Origin of the sequence: Streptomyces sp. NBC_00354, from assembly GCF_036106915.1 — a bacterium.
GTDB lineage: Bacteria > Actinomycetota > Actinomycetes > Streptomycetales > Streptomycetaceae > Streptomyces.
Genome location: NZ_CP107983.1, coordinates 7,667,674 through 7,681,956 on the forward strand (window position 1 = coordinate 7,667,674; position 14,283 = coordinate 7,681,956).

The 14,283-nt window shown below is 71.6% G+C and carries 9 protein-coding genes and 1 pseudogene; 7 read left to right on the top strand and 3 right to left on the bottom strand.

The features are described 5' to 3' along the window. The first annotated feature begins 34 nt into the window (after window positions 1–34). The 7 genes and pseudogenes from OHT74_RS35165 (at window position 35) to OHT74_RS35195 (ending at window position 10,893) form a co-directional block, all read left to right on the top strand. Entirely contained in the window at window positions 35–2,509 is a 2,475-nt protein-coding gene (locus OHT74_RS35165) for a GcvT family protein (RefSeq protein WP_328622449.1), read from the top strand. Further along, window positions 2,506–3,738, top strand: coding sequence for a sarcosine oxidase subunit beta family protein (locus OHT74_RS35170; RefSeq protein ID WP_328622450.1), 1,233 nt, complete (start codon window positions 2,506–2,508; stop codon window positions 3,736–3,738). Before OHT74_RS35165 ends, OHT74_RS35170 begins: the two co-directional genes overlap by 4 nt. Before the next feature lie 12 nt (window positions 3,739–3,750). Continuing rightward, window positions 3,751–6,863, top strand: a pseudogene (locus OHT74_RS35175) (sarcosine oxidase subunit delta family protein). Beyond that, window positions 6,856–7,500, top strand: a complete 645-nt coding sequence (locus OHT74_RS35180) for a sarcosine oxidase subunit gamma (RefSeq protein ID WP_328622451.1) — start codon at window positions 6,856–6,858, stop codon at window positions 7,498–7,500. The pseudogene OHT74_RS35175 and the gene OHT74_RS35180 overlap by 8 nt, the downstream one beginning before the upstream one ends. Window positions 7,501–7,694: 194 nt before the next feature. Then, entirely contained in the window at window positions 7,695–8,396 is a 702-nt protein-coding gene (locus OHT74_RS35185; RefSeq protein WP_266673309.1) for an NPP1 family protein, read from the top strand. Between the two features lie 54 nt (window positions 8,397–8,450). Further along, window positions 8,451–8,588 (top strand): hypothetical protein, encoded by a 138-nt coding sequence (locus OHT74_RS35190; RefSeq protein ID WP_328622452.1) that lies wholly within the window; start codon window positions 8,451–8,453, stop codon window positions 8,586–8,588. A 244-nt stretch (window positions 8,589–8,832) separates the two neighbouring features. Next, a complete protein-coding gene (locus OHT74_RS35195) occupies window positions 8,833–10,893 on the top strand; it encodes a SpoIIE family protein phosphatase (protein WP_443047752.1) in 2,061 nt (686 codons plus the stop codon). Here OHT74_RS35195 and OHT74_RS35200 read toward each other — a convergent pair. From OHT74_RS35200 to OHT74_RS35210, 3 genes are all read right to left on the bottom strand, one after another. After that, window positions 10,884–11,411, bottom strand: a complete 528-nt coding sequence (locus OHT74_RS35200) for a hypothetical protein (RefSeq protein WP_328622454.1) — start codon at window positions 11,409–11,411, stop codon at window positions 10,884–10,886. The genes OHT74_RS35195 and OHT74_RS35200 overlap by 10 nt on opposite strands. 420 nt (window positions 11,412–11,831) lie before the next feature. After that, window positions 11,832–12,563 carry a DUF7873 family protein gene (locus tag OHT74_RS35205; protein WP_267001729.1) on the bottom strand — a complete coding sequence of 244 codons (732 nt, stop codon included), beginning with the start codon at window positions 12,561–12,563 and terminating at the stop codon, window positions 11,832–11,834. Between the two features lie 148 nt (window positions 12,564–12,711). Beyond that, window positions 12,712–14,157, bottom strand: coding sequence for a glyceraldehyde-3-phosphate dehydrogenase (locus OHT74_RS35210; RefSeq protein WP_266670357.1), 1,446 nt, complete (start codon window positions 14,155–14,157; stop codon window positions 12,712–12,714). Window positions 14,158–14,283: the final 126 nt, after the last annotated feature.

Genomic DNA, 14,283 nt, shown 5'->3' on the forward strand with positions numbered 1-14,283 from the left:
GCAACTCGATTTCGTTCGAATCGGAGGGGCGTAGATGGCGGGACCGCGCGTGGTCATCATCGGAGCGGGTGTCGTGGGTGCAGCGCTTGCGGACGAACTGTCCTCGCGCGGCTGGACCGATATCACCGTGGTCGACCAGGGTCCCCTCCCCGCCACCGGCGGCTCCTCTTCCCACGCCCCCGGCCTCGTGTTCCAGGCGAACCCGTCCAAGACCATGACCGAACTGGCCCGCTACACCGTCGAGAAGCTCTGCACCCTCGACGTCGACGGGCAGCCCTGCTTCCTCCAGGTCGGCGGGCTCGAACTGGCCACCACCCCGGAGCGCCTCACCGATCTACGGCGCCGGCACGGCTGGCTCACCTCCTGGGGCGTCGAAGGCCGGCTCGTGGACCCGGACGCCTGCGTGGCGTTGCATCCGCTGGTGAACCGCAACCGCGTGCTCGGCGGACTGCTGGTCCCCACCGACGGGCTGGCCAAGGCAGTGCTCGCCGTGGAGGCGCAGCTCCGGGCCGCCCGCGCCCGGGGCGTACGCCTCCTGGAGCGCCACGAGGTCCTGGACATCCGGACCGAAGCCGACGACACCACCGGCGGCGACCGCGTCACCGCCGTGGTCACGGACCGCGGCGAGATCCCCGCCGACATCGTCGTGTGCTGCGCCGGCATCTGGGGCCCCAAGGTCGCCCGCATGGTGGGGATGAGCCTGCCCCTGACCCCCCTCGCCCACCAGCTGGCATGGACCGGCCCCGTCCCCGCACTCGCCGGACAGACCGAGGAGGCGGTCCGCCCCATCCTGCGCCACCAGGACGCCGACCTCTACTACCGCGACCGCCACGACCGGCTCGGCATCGGCTTCTACGGACACCGCCCGATGCCGGTCTCCGCCGACGACATCGCCCCACCGGACTCTGCCGAACAGATGCCCTCCGTACTGCGGTTCACGGCCGACGACTTCGCCGACGCCTGGACCGAGACCCAGTCCCTGCTCCCGGCCACCCGGGACGCCAAGGTCGAAGAGGGCATCAACGGACTCTTCTCCTTCACCACCGACGGAATGCCCCTCCTCGGCCAATCACCCGACGTCGAGGGCTTCTGGGTCGCCGAGGCCGTCTGGGTCACCCACTCCGCAGGCGTCGGCCGCGCCATGGCCGAATGGCTCGTGGACGGCCGCTGCTCCTCCTTCGACCTGCACGCATGCGACGTCAACCGCTTCGAGCCGCACCAGCTCGCCCCCGCGTACGTCCTCGCCCGCGGCTGCCAGAACTTCGTCGAGGTCTACGACATCCTCCACCCGCTCGAGCCCGCCGGAGCGCCCCGTCCGCTGCGCACCAGCCCGTTCCACGTCCGCGAACGCGAGCTCGGTGCCTTCTTCCTGGAGGCCTCCGGCTGGGAACGGCCCCAGTGGTACGCCGCCAACGAGCCCCTCCTGGACCGGTGGGACATCCCGGCCCCCAACGACTGGGCCGCACGGATGTGGTCGCCGATCGTCGGCGCAGAGGCCCTGGCCACCCGGGAGAGCGTCGCCCTGTACGACATGTCGGCCCTCAAACGGCTGGAGGTCTCGGGTCGCGGAGCCGCAGCCTTTCTCCAGCGCCTGACCACCTCCGACGTCGACAAGTCCGTCGGCTCGGTGACGTACACGCTGATGCTCGACGAGGACGGCGGCATCCGCAGCGACATCACGGTGGCCCGCCTCGCCCGCCGCCGCTTCCAGATCGGGGCCAACGGCAACCTCGACCTGGACTGGATCACCCGCCACCTGCCCGGCGACGACTCCGTCGTCGTACGGGACATCACCGCGGGCACCTGCTGCATCGGCCTGTGGGGACCGAAGGCGCGCGAGGTGCTCCAGCCGCTCACCGACGCCGACTTCTCCAACGAGGGCCTGCGGTACTTCCGGGCCCGCAGCGCCCACATCGGGGCCGTACCCGTCACCGCCCTGCGCCTCAGCTATGTCGGCGAGCTCGGCTGGGAGCTGTACACGAGCGCCGACATGGGGCTGAAGCTGTGGGACACGCTCTGGGAGGCCGCGCAGCCGTACGGAGGCATCGCGGCCGGCCGGGGCGCCTTCAACAGCCTGCGCCTGGAGAAGGGCTACCGGTCCTTCGGCACCGACATGGGTCACGAACACGACCCGTACGAGGCCGGCCTCGGCTTCGCCGTCAAGACGGGCAAGGGCGATTTCATCGGCCGGGCCGCACTGGAACGGCGCGCCGCCGACGTCCGGCGCCGCCTCACCTGCCTGACCGTCGAAGACCCGAGCGCCGTCGTCATGGGCAAGGAGCCCGTGTTCGACGGGGACCGGCCGGTCGGCTACGTCACCAGCGCCGCGTACGGCCACACCATCGGCAAGGGCATCGCCTACGCCTGGCTGCCCGCGGAGCTCGCCACGCCGGGCCGCGCCCTGGACATCGGCTACTTCGACCTGCGCATCGCGGCCGTCGTCGCCGAGGAGCCGCTGTTCGACCCGGGGATGCGACGCCTGCGTGGCCTGTCGGGAGACGCCCGATGAGCCCCCGGGCCCCGGGCGCCGGCCTGCCCGAACATCCCTCCTGGCTGTGGCGCACACCCGAGCCCAGGCGCAGCTACGACGTGGTCATCGTGGGGGGCGGCGGACACGGCCTGGCCACCGCCCACTACCTGGCGAAGAACCACGGCATCACCGACGTCGCCGTCCTCGAACGGGGCTGGCTCGCCGGCGGAAACATGGCCCGCAACACCACCATCATCCGCTCCAACTACCTCTGGGACGAGAGCGCCGGGATCTACGAGCACGCCCTCAAACTGTGGGAAGGGCTCGAGGAGGACCTCGACTACCCGATCCTGTTCTCCCAGCGCGGCGTGCTGAACCTGGCCCACACCCTCCAGGACGTACGGGACGGCGTACGCCGCGTCGAGGCCAACCGGCTGAACGGGGTGGACGCCGAATGGCTCGACCCCGCGCAGGTCAAGGAGGTCTGCCCGATCGTCGACACCTCCCCGGACGTGCGGTATCCGGTCATGGGCGCCACCTACCAGCCGCGCGCGGGCATCGCCAAGCACGACCACGTCGCCTGGGGCCTCGCCCGCGCGGCCGACGCCGCCGGCATCGACCTCGTCCAGAACTGCGAGGTCACCGGCATCGACGTGCAGGACGGCCGGGTCACCGGGGTACAGACCTCGCTCGGGCCGATCGCTGCCGGCCGGGTCGCCCTCTGCGCGGCCGGGCACTCCTCCGTACTGGCCGCGATGGCCGGCTTCGAGGTGCCCCTGCAGAGCCACCCGCTGCAAGCGCTGGTCTCCGAGCTGCTGGAACCCGTACATCCCACCGTCGTGATGTCCAACGCGGTGCACGTGTACGTCAGCCAGGCCCACAAGGGCGAGCTGGTCATGGGCGCCGGCATCGACGCGTACAACGCGTACACGCAGCGCGGTGCGTTCCACATCATCGAACGCCAGATGGCGGCCGCCCTCGAACTCTTCCCCGTCTTCGCCCGCGCGCACGTCCTGCGCACCTGGGGCGGCATCGTCGACGTCAGCCCCGACGCGTCCCCGATCACCGGACTCACCCCCGTGGAGCACCTCTACGTCAACTGCGGCTGGGGCACCGGCGGTTTCAAGGCCACACCCGGAGTCGGCTGGGCCTTCGCGCACACCATCGCCCACGACGCCCCCCACCCGCTCAACGCCCCCTTCACGCTCGAACGCTTCACCACCGGCGCGCTCGTCGACGAGCACGGCGCGGCCGCGGTGGCCCACTGAGGAGCCGAGACGATGCTGCTCATCCCCTGTCCCTGGTGCGGGCCCCGCGACGAGGCCGAGTTCCACTACGGCGGCCAGGCACACGTGCCCTACCCCCCGGACCCGGCGGCCCTGAGCGACGAGGCGTGGGCCCGCTACCTCTTCTTCCGCGACAACCCCAAGGGCCCCTTCGCCGAGCGGTGGAGCCACGCGGACGGCTGCCGCCGCTGGTTCAACGTCGTCCGGGACACGGCGACCAACGAGATCCGCTCCGTCTACCGGACCGGCGAGCCGAGGCCGGTGAGCTCATGACCGTGCACCCCTTCCGGCTGCCCGACCGCGGCCGCATCCGGCGGGACCAGCCGCTCCGCTTCCGTTTCGACGGCGTCGCGTACGAGGGCTACCGGGGCGACACCCTCGCCTCGGCGCTGCTCGCCCACGGCGTCCACCAGGCCGGCAGCAGCATCAGACTCGGCCGTCCGCGCGGGATCTTCACCGCCGGAGCCGAGGAGCCGAACGCCGTCGTACAGATCGAGGAACCCTTCCCCGAGCCGATGCTGCCCGCCACGGCCGTCGAGCTGTACGACGGGCTCGTCGCGAGCAGCCTCCCCGGGCAGGGCCGGCTCGCCACCGCACCCGACCCGGCCCGCTACGACGCGGTCCACGCCCACTGCGACCTGCTCGTCGTCGGCGCCGGCCCGGCCGGCCTGGCAGCGGCGACGGCGGCAGCCCGCAGCGGGGCCCGCGTGATCCTCGCCGACGACCGGCCCGAGCCGGGCGGCAGCCTGCTCGGCACGGGCGAGCTGCCCGAGTGGGCCGCCGCGGCGGGCGCGGAGCTCGACGCGGCGCCCGAGGTCCGCGTACTGCTCCGCACGACCGTCTTCGGCCACTACGACGACAACCACGTGCTCGCCGTGGAGCGCCGCACCCACCACCTCGGTGCGCAAGCCCACGCGCACGTCTCCCGCGAGCGGGTGTGGCGGATCCGGGCGCGCCGGGTCGTGCTCGCGACCGGCGCGCACGAACGCTCGCTCGCCTTCGCCGACAACGACCGCCCCGGCGTGATGCTGGCCGGGGCCGCCCGTACGTACCTGCACCGGTTCGGTGTCGTACCGGGCCGCCGCGCGGTCGTGTTCACCACGAACGACAGCGCGTACGCGGCCGTACTCGACCTGGCCGCGGCGGGTGTCGCGATCGCCGCGGTCGTCGACGCCCGGCCCGGGCCGGGGGAGTGGGCGGGCCGTGCCGCCGAGGCCGGCATCGAGGTGCTCACCGGGCACGTGGTGACGGGCACCGCGGGCGCACCCCGGGTCTCCTCGGTGACCGTGACCGAGACCGTGCCCGGTTCCGGGGAAGGCTCCGCCGCCCGCGAGATCCCCGCCGACCTCCTGCTCGTCTCCGGCGGCTGGAACCCGGTCGTCCACCTGTTCAGCCAGGCCGGCGGGCGCCTGCGGTACGACTCGGTACTCGGGACCTTCGTCCCCGACGGCTGCCGCCAAGCCGTGGAGGCCGCGGGCGCGGCACGCGGTGCGTTCGACCTCTCCCGCTGCCTGACCGAGGGCCGGGCCGCGGGAACCCGAGCCCTCGAGGCCGAGGGCTTCACCGCCCACGACGCGCTCCCGCTCCCGCCCGTCGCCGAACAGCCCCGGACCCCCGCCCGGCACCTGTGGGTGGTCCCCGGGGCGGACACCGCCCGCAGCTTCGTCGACCTCCAGCGCGATGTCACCGTCGACGACCTCGCCCGCGCCACGGGCGCCGGCCTCCGCTCGGCGGAACACCTCAAGCGCTACACCACGGCGGGCACCGCGAACGACCAGGGCAAGACCTCCGGCGTCCTCGCGAGCGGAGTCGTCGCACACCTGCTGGGCGTCGACGTCGGCGAGCTGGGCACGACGACCTTCCGCGCCCCGTACGCCCCGGTCTCCTTCGCCGCGCTCGCCGGCCGCGACCGAGGCCTGCTGCACGACCCCGTACGCGTGAGCGCCCTGCACGACTCGCACGTCACGCACGGCGCCGAGTTCGAGAACGTCGGCCAGTGGAAACGGCCCTGGTACTACCCGCAGGCCGGCGAGGACAAGGCGGCGGCGGTGCTGCGCGAATGCCGCGCCGCCCGCGAGGGCGTCGCCCTCATGGACGCCTCCACCCTCGGCAAGATCGACGTGCAGGGGCCGGACGCCGGTGTCTTCCTGGACCGGCTCTACACCAACATGATGAGCACCCTGAAGGTCGGCATGATCCGCTACGGCGTCATGTGCCGCCCGGACGGGATGGTCTTCGACGACGGCACCGCCATCCGCCTCGCCGGCGACCGCTACCTCGTGACCACCACGACCGGCAATGCCGCGGCCGTACTGGACTGGATGGAGGAGTGGCTCCAGACGGAGTGGCCCGAACTGCGCGTGCACTGCACCTCGGTCACCGAACAGTGGGCCACCGTGGCCCTCGTCGGGCCGCGCTCCCGGGACGTCCTGCGCGGGCTCGCCCCCCGACTCGCCGTGGACGCGGCCGACTTCCCGTTCATGGCCTGGCGGGACACGGCCGTCGCCGGGATCCCGGCCCGCGTGTGCCGGATCAGCTTCTCCGGCGAGCTGGCGTACGAGATCAACGTACTGCCGTGGGAAGCCCCCGAGCTGTGGGAGGCGCTGTACGAGGGGGGCCGCCCCCTCGGCATCACCCCGTACGGCACCGAGACGATGCACGTCCTGCGCGCCGAGAAGGGCTACCCGATCGTCGGCCAGGACACCGACGGCACCGTGACCCCGCAGGACCTCGGCATGAGCTGGGTCGTGTCCCGCAAGAAGCCCGACTTCATCGGCAAGCGCTCGTACACCCGGCCCGACACCGCCCGGCCCGACCGCAAGCACCTCGTCGGACTGCTGCCTGACGACCCCGCCGTCCTGCTGCCCGAAGGCACCCAACTGGTCGCTGCCGCCCCGCTGCCCGAACCTCCGGTGCCGATGCTCGGACACGTCACCTCCAGCTACCGCAGCGCGGCGCTCGGCCGCACCTTCGCGCTCGCCCTGGTCAAGGGCGGCCGGGAGCGCATCGGCGACCGGCTGTACGCACCGGTGGGCGGCGGCCTGGTCCCGGTCACCGTCACCGGTCCCGTCCTCTACGACCCCGAGGGGGCACGCCGCGATGGCTGACACCGACGCCCGCCGTGCCGGGCCGAGCCCGCTGGCGCCGTACGCCGAACGCTTCGCCGCTGCCACCCGCGCCTCGGGCGGAGCCCTGCGGCTGGCGGAACTGCCCTTCCTCGCCCAGGTCGACGTACGGCTCGACCCCAAGGGCCCGGCTGCGGACGCCGTGGGACTCGCGCTCGGCTTCCCGCTGCCGCTGGAACCCAACACGGTCGCGCGCGGGGGCGAGTTCGCGGCGCTGTGGCTGGGCCCGGACGAATGGCTGGTCATCGGCCCGGCCGGAACCCGGACGCACCTCGAAGCCCGGCTGAGCGAGGCCGTCGGCGACCGGCACGCGGCAGTCGTCGACGTCTCGGCACAGCGCACCACCCTGCAGGTCGGCGGGGCCCGGGCCGCCGAACTCCTCGCGCACGGCTGCTCCCTCGACCTGCACCCCCGCGCCTTCGGCGCCGGCCGCTGCGCCCAGACCACGCTGGCCCGGGCTCAGGTGGTGCTGGTCCCGCACGACGAACACCGGCCCGGATTCCGGGTCCTGGTGCGCTCCTCGTTCGCCGGCTACCTCGCCGAATGGCTTCTCGACGCGGCATCGGAGTACATCTGGAATTCGCCCGACTCGACCCCGGCCCGAACCCTGCCCGGCTAGCGTGGCACTGGTCGTGCGACCAGGGAACGCGATGGTGCCCGGAACCCGGAACCAGCAGTACAGGCCGAGGAGATGATGTGCGCAGCTTGCTGTCGGCGTCGACGAACGAGCATGCAGAAACCTTCCGCCGTCAGCGGTGGGCCAGAGTCCACCGGGCCGCGGCCACCGTCGGCCTCGGTGCCGCGGCCCTCGTGATGACCCTTCCGGCCGTCGCCGTCGCCGATGTGATGCCGTCCCTGCCCCAGAACGCGGACGGCCTCGAGCAGACCTTCTCGCCCGCCTTCGACTACGACGGGGACGGCTGCTACGCCACCGCCGCCATCAGCAGCAGCGGCGCCCTCAATCCCGGCCTCAAGCTCGGGGGAGCGGTGAACGGCCACTGCCGGGACTACGCCCAGCTGCAGAACTCCAACACGTACTCCCGCGAGAAGTGCAACAACGGCTGGTGCGCCGTCATGTACGCCGGCTACTTCGAGAAGGACCAGGCCACCCTCGGCCCGGCGGCCATCGGGCACCGCCACGACTTCGAGCACGTCGTGGTCTGGATCAAGGACAACGAAGTCCAGTACGTGTCGACTTCGCAGCACAGCGGCTGGAAGTGGTACCCCCGCTCACAGGTCCGCTTCGACGGGACGCACGCCAAGGTCGTCTACCACAAGGACGGCGCCTCGACCCACTTCTACCGCCTCGCCAACGGCAACGACGAGCCCGCGGAGAACCACACCGGCAACTGGTTCTACCCGCGCCTCGTCGGCTGGAACGGCTACCCGGCCGGGTTCCGCGACAAGCTGATGACCGCCGACTTCGGCTCCGCCACGATCAAGATCTCCGACGGCCGCTTCGGCGATGCCCTGAACGCCGCCAAGCCCCCCATCCCGTTCGACCCCTACGCGTAACGCGCGCGGTGCCGGTCGGGGCGGTAAGTCCTGCCCGGCCACAGCCGGGCGATCATGCGGGCCCTGCTCGACTGGTTCCGGGAACGCGAGGCCGCCCGCGTGGACCTGTACGCCTCCACCGAGGGCGAGCCGCTCTACCGTGCGCTCGGCTTCGACGACCACCCCGACCCCGCCTTGTGCCGGCGCCCCTGACGGCGGTACCGCCGGACGCGGGTGCGGGCTCGCCCGGGGCGGGCGGGTGCCGACGTGCGGGAGGGCGGGGAGGGAACATGGGCGGGTGCGAAACCTTCCAGGGCGTGACCAGGGTACCGAGGGCGGCGAGGGCGGCGGGGCCGGCGCGGGCGCCGAGCGGGCCGCGCGGCCCGAGGGGGCCGACCAGCGGCTGCTGGGGGAGGCGCTGCTCGATGCCTGCAGCGACGCGGGGGCGTCCATCGGCATGCTCTACCTGCCCGACCCCACCCGGCGCGTCCTGCACCTGGCGATGGCCGCCGGGGTGTCCCGCGAGTTCGCGCTGCCCTGGTCCCGCGTCGGGCTGGACGATCCCATCCCCGTGGCCGACGCCGTCCGCGACAGCCGGCTCGTCTGGCTCGGCGGCCAGGAGGAGACGGCCCGCCGCTACCCGCGCATCGGCCTGGTCCTGCCGTACGACTTCGCCCTCGCCGCCGCCCCGCTCCCTGCCCAGGCCGCCGACCGGGAGGGGCCCCCGGGGGCCGGTCTCGTACTCCTGTGGCCCGGCTCCCACGGGCCCCTCCTGACCGACGGGGAACGCGGGTCCGTGGAGTCGTCCTGCCACCGTCTCGCCCACGTCCTGGGACAGGCCGCCGCCGGCGGCCGCCCGATCCGCCCCCCGGCACACCCGGTCATACTGCGACCGCTCCCGCCTCCCACACCCGGGCCGGTCGAGGCGGCCGCCGCCCTGGCCTTCGTCCGCAGGCTGCCCGGCGGCAACTGCGCACTCGACCTGAACGGCACCATCACCTTCATCACCCCCGAGGCCGCCGAGCTGCTCGGCGCACCCGTCTCCCAGCTGCGCGGAGCCCTGCCCTGGGAGGCCCTTCCCTGGATGGACAACCCCACCATCGAGGACCACTACCGGGCCACCGTGATCAGCCGGATGCCCCGCAGCTTCACCGCCGCGCCCCCTATCGGCCGGTACCTGCGGTTCGACCTCTACCCCGACGACACCGGGATCAGCGTCCGCATCAGGCCGGTCGCCGACCAGCCCGCCCCGCCACCCGCCACCCCGACGACCGCTTCAGCGGAGCCGTCACCCAGCCGGGCCACCGCCCTCTACCAGCTCATGCACCTGGCAGCCAGCCTCACCGAGGCCGCCCACGCCCAGGACGTGGTCGACCAGGCCGCCGACCAGCTCGTCCCCGCGCTCGGCGCCCAGGCCATGGCCCTCCTGGTGGCGGAGGAGCAGCGCCTGCACATGGTCGGACACCGCGGTTACCCGGCCGAGCTCATGGCCCGCTACGACGGCATGCCCCTCAGCCTCGACACCCCCATCACCCACGGCCTGCGTACGGGCAATCCGCTGTTCTTCGGCGACGTGAGCGAGCTCCTGGCCGCCTTCCCGGCCATCGTGGTCGCGGACGGCATGGCCGCCTGGGCCTTTCTGCCGCTGATCGCGTCCAAGCGCCCCATCGGCACCCTCGTCCTCGCCTACGCCCGCCCCCGCACCTTCGCCCCCGGCGAACGGGCCGTTCTCACCTCCATCGCCGGGCTCATCGCCCAGGCCCTGGACCGCGCCCGTATCTACGACTCCACCCACCAGCTCGCCCACAGCCTGCAGACCGGCCTGCTGCCCCACGCCCTGCCCCGTATCCCGCACCTCGAAGTCGCCGCCCGCTATCTGCCCGCGGCGCACGGCCTCGACATCGGCGGTGACTTCTACGACCTCATCCGCATCGACGACACCACGGTCGCGGCCGCCATCGGAGACGTCCAGGGCCACAACGTGAACGCCGCCGCGCTCATGGGCCAGGTCCGCGCGGCCGTCCACGCCACGGCCGGCGCACCGCCCGAAGAGGTCCTCACCCGCACCAACCGGCTGCTGACCGACCTCGAACCGGGGCTGTTCACGAGCTGCCTGTACGCCCACATCGACCTGGCGGCCCGGACCGCCGAGCTGGCCACCGCCGGCCACCCGCCACCCCTGCTGCGCCACGGCGACCGCCCGACGAAGGTGCTCCACCTGCCGCCGGGCCTGCTCCTGGGCATCGACCCCGACGCCTCGTACACGGCCGTCGAGATCCCCTTCACCCCCGCCACCCTCCTCACCCTCTACACCGACGGCCTGGTCGAGGTCCCCGGCGAGGACCTCGAGGAAGCCATCGACGCGGTCGCCGCGCGCATCACGGGAACCCCCGGAGACCACCCCCTGGACGATCTGGCGGACGACCTCATCGAGCACGCCCGGAGCGGCGCCCCGCGCACCGACGACACCGCCCTCCTCCTCCTGCGCTCCCAGAGGCCCTCGCGGGCTCAGTTGTAGACCACCGGGCAGCCGTGGGCCAGGCAGTGGCGCGCCGCGTGGAGGTGGAGGGCGGTGTGGAAAGTCCTGTCTGCGCCGGGGACTTCGCGCGCGGAGGCGTCGAGGTACCACGAGGTCAGGGCGAGGTGGCCGGAGGGGGCGAGGACCTCGGGCGGAAGCGGGACGGACGCCGCCAGGAGTTCCGCCATGAGCAACACCTGCGGAGCACCGGCGATGGCGACGGGCTCCTCGGGCTCCTCCTGCGTCGCGACCGTGATCTCCGAGTCGAGGGAGACCGGAACCAGCACGGACCAGGCGAGCAAGTCGTCCACCCCGTGTTCCCGGCACAGCTCGACGAAGCCGTCCATCGAGGGGACCAGCTTCTCCTCGAAGCGGGGTGCCGGCCCCGGCCCGGGTACGTACGGCGGCAGTCCGCGCCTGCCCAGTTCCCGGTTCAGCCCGGACGCGATCTCGGCCCGGCCGCCCTCGTCCGCACCGTGCCAGTCCTCCGCGGTGACGCTCACCATGTATATGCCCATGGCCACAACGTAACGCGGGGCGCGGAACGTGACGGAGCCCGGGAGCATATCCAGCTCCCGGGCTCCAGCTTGCCACCCAATTGCGCACACCGGCGGCGTTTAAGAGCCGCGGATCATTCTGAGACCGACGTGTTCTGCCTTTGAACTACCGCGCCACGAGAGAGGCGCAGAGGGGACTTGAACCCCCATCCGTCGATGATCGTCCGCGCTCGGTCGATCCGGCGTTCGGCGGCGAATGCTGAGACTGGAGCGAGAATCTGAGTTTCACGGGGCCGCCTCTACCGGCTTGGGCCACCCCGGCACGTGTGCCGGGGGAGGGATTCGAACCCCCAACTGACACCCCTTGGTCAGCTTCAACATCAGTTTCAGCTTTGCGCTTTGCGCGCACCCCCCCCGCTCGCACAGGGGGCGATCTTGAGGCTACCGGAACAGGTAGCCGAACACTGCATCCCCGACGCGCTGGTCGGTGACCTCGGTGCCGTTGGCCTCCTCGCGGGCGAACTTGACGGCCTGCTGGAGCCTTTCGACCCGGTCGAGGAGCTCGTTGACCCGGCGGGCCGGCAGCGCGCCGGAGAACTTCACCGTCGTCCAGTATCCGACCGGGACGTCCTCGTAGTACACCTCGACCTGGGCCGGGTGCTTCTCCGTGGCCTCGGCCTTCACGTGGTTGCGCGGCACCTTCTTGGTGCGGATCGTGCGGACCGGGTCGGTCTTCCACGCGTCCGTCGAGGGGTCGAGGTTCCACGCCTCCGAGGCGTCCAGGACGGGGAGCTTGCGTACGAACGTGTGCAGGTCGGTGAGCTGCTTCTCGAGGAACAGCAGGTACGGGACGGGTACTTGGGGCAGCAGGACCGTTCCGTCGACGACGACGTCCGCGGCCGCCGAGCGGTTCGCCCAGTCCTTCGTCGCCGTCACGTCGAACAGCCGCGTCAGCGTTCCCGCCGTCGCGCGCAGCACGTCCTCCGCCTTGACCTGCACCCGCGTGGACTCGGGCGGCAGTTGCTCGCCCTCCTCGTCCTTGGGCTGGTACGTCCGCGAGATGCCGGCGAGCAACGCCGGCTTCTGGACGTCCTGATGGGCTTGGGTCAGTTCCTGGAGAGACTTGGACTTGACGCCCTTCTCCACTGCGATGATCTGATTCAACTTCGGCACACGAGGAAGCTAACAGCACAACAGTCCACCGCACACCCGAGTTTTCGCGCGGGCCTCCCCACAAACGCGCGCGGCCCGTTCCGCCGCCCGTGGCGGGCGGTGGAACGGGCCGTGAGTACGCGGAGAGCGCGACTCGCGTGCGACGGGATCAGACCGCCGGGGCGGGGTACGTCGGGTACTCGACGCCCGAGACGTGCTGGACGACGCGGATGACCTGGCACGAGTAGCCGAACTCGTTGTCGTACCAGAGGTAGAGGATCGCGTTGTCGCCGTCGACCTTGGTGGCGCCCGCGTCGATGATCGAGGCGTGGCGCGAGCCGACGAAGTCCATGGAGACCGCGTCGGGGGCGGTGGTGAAGTCGATCTGGCGCTTGAGCGGCGAGTGCAGCGAGACGTCGCGGAGGTAGTCCAGGACTTCCTCGCGGGTGGTCTCGCGGCCCAGGCGCAGGCTCAGGATGGCGATCGAGACGTCCGGGACGGGGACGCGGATCGAGCTGCCGGTGATCGGCGCCTTGAGGTCGGGCAGCGCCTTGGCGACGGCGGACGCGGCACCGGTCTCGGTGATGACCATGTTGAGCGGCGCGCTGCGGCCGCGGCGGTCGGCCTTGTGGTAGTTGTCCAGCAGGTTCTGGTCGTTCGTGAACGAGTGGACGGTCTCCACGTGGCCGCGCAGCACGCCGTACTCGTCGTCCATGGCCTTCAGCGGCGGGACTATCGCGTTGGTGGTGCAGGAGGCGCAGGACAGGATCTGCTCGTCCGGCTTGATCGTGTCGTGGTTGACACCGTGGACGATGTTCGGGACGTCGCCCTTGCCCGGGGCGGTCAGGACGACCTTGTCGATGCCCGGGCGCAGGTGCTTGGACAGACCCTCACGGTCACGCCACTTGCCCGTGTTGTCGATGAGGATGGCGTCCTTGATGCCGTACGCGGTGTAGTCGACCTCGGACGGGTCGTTCGCGTAGATCACCTTGATCGCGTTGCCGTTGGCGATGATCGTGCTCGTCGCCTCGTCCACGGTGATGGTGCCCTGGAACTGGCCGTGGATCGAGTCGCGGCGCAGCAGCGAGGCGCGCTTGACGATGTCCTGGTCGCCGCCCTGGCGGACGACGATGGCACGCAGGCGCAGGCCGTTGCCGGAGCCGGCCTTCTCGATGAGCAGGCGGGCGACGAGGCGGCCGATGCGGCCGAAGCCGTACAGGACGACGTCGCGGCCGTCGCCGCGCTCGATCTTGTTCGCACCGGTGGCACCGGCGACGGCCTCGGCGGTGAACTGCTCCACCGACAGGCCGCGGTCGTCGCTCTTGTACGTCGCGGCGAGCATGCCTATGTCGATCTGCGAGGGGCCGAGATCGAGGGTGGTGAGCGCCTGCAGGAACGGCAGCGTCTCGGTGACCGAGAGCTCCTCACCGTCGATCTGCCGGGCGAATCGGTGGGTCTTCAGGATGCTGACCACCGACTTGTTCACCAAGGAGCGGCTGTGGAGCAGGATCGTCACGTCCTGTTCCCGGTGCAGCTTCCCGATGATCGGGATCATCGACTCCGCGATCTCCTCGCGGTTTTTCCAGTTGGTGAACGAGTCGTCATTGACAGTCACAGGTTTATCTTTCGAGCTAGGCGGCGCTCACATGCTAACCCCACGCCTCTTTGGCCACTCAAGGGGTACCGCCTGAGGGGTGCTATGTGGCGGTATGTCTTATTTACTCCTCGGATGATCCTCTGA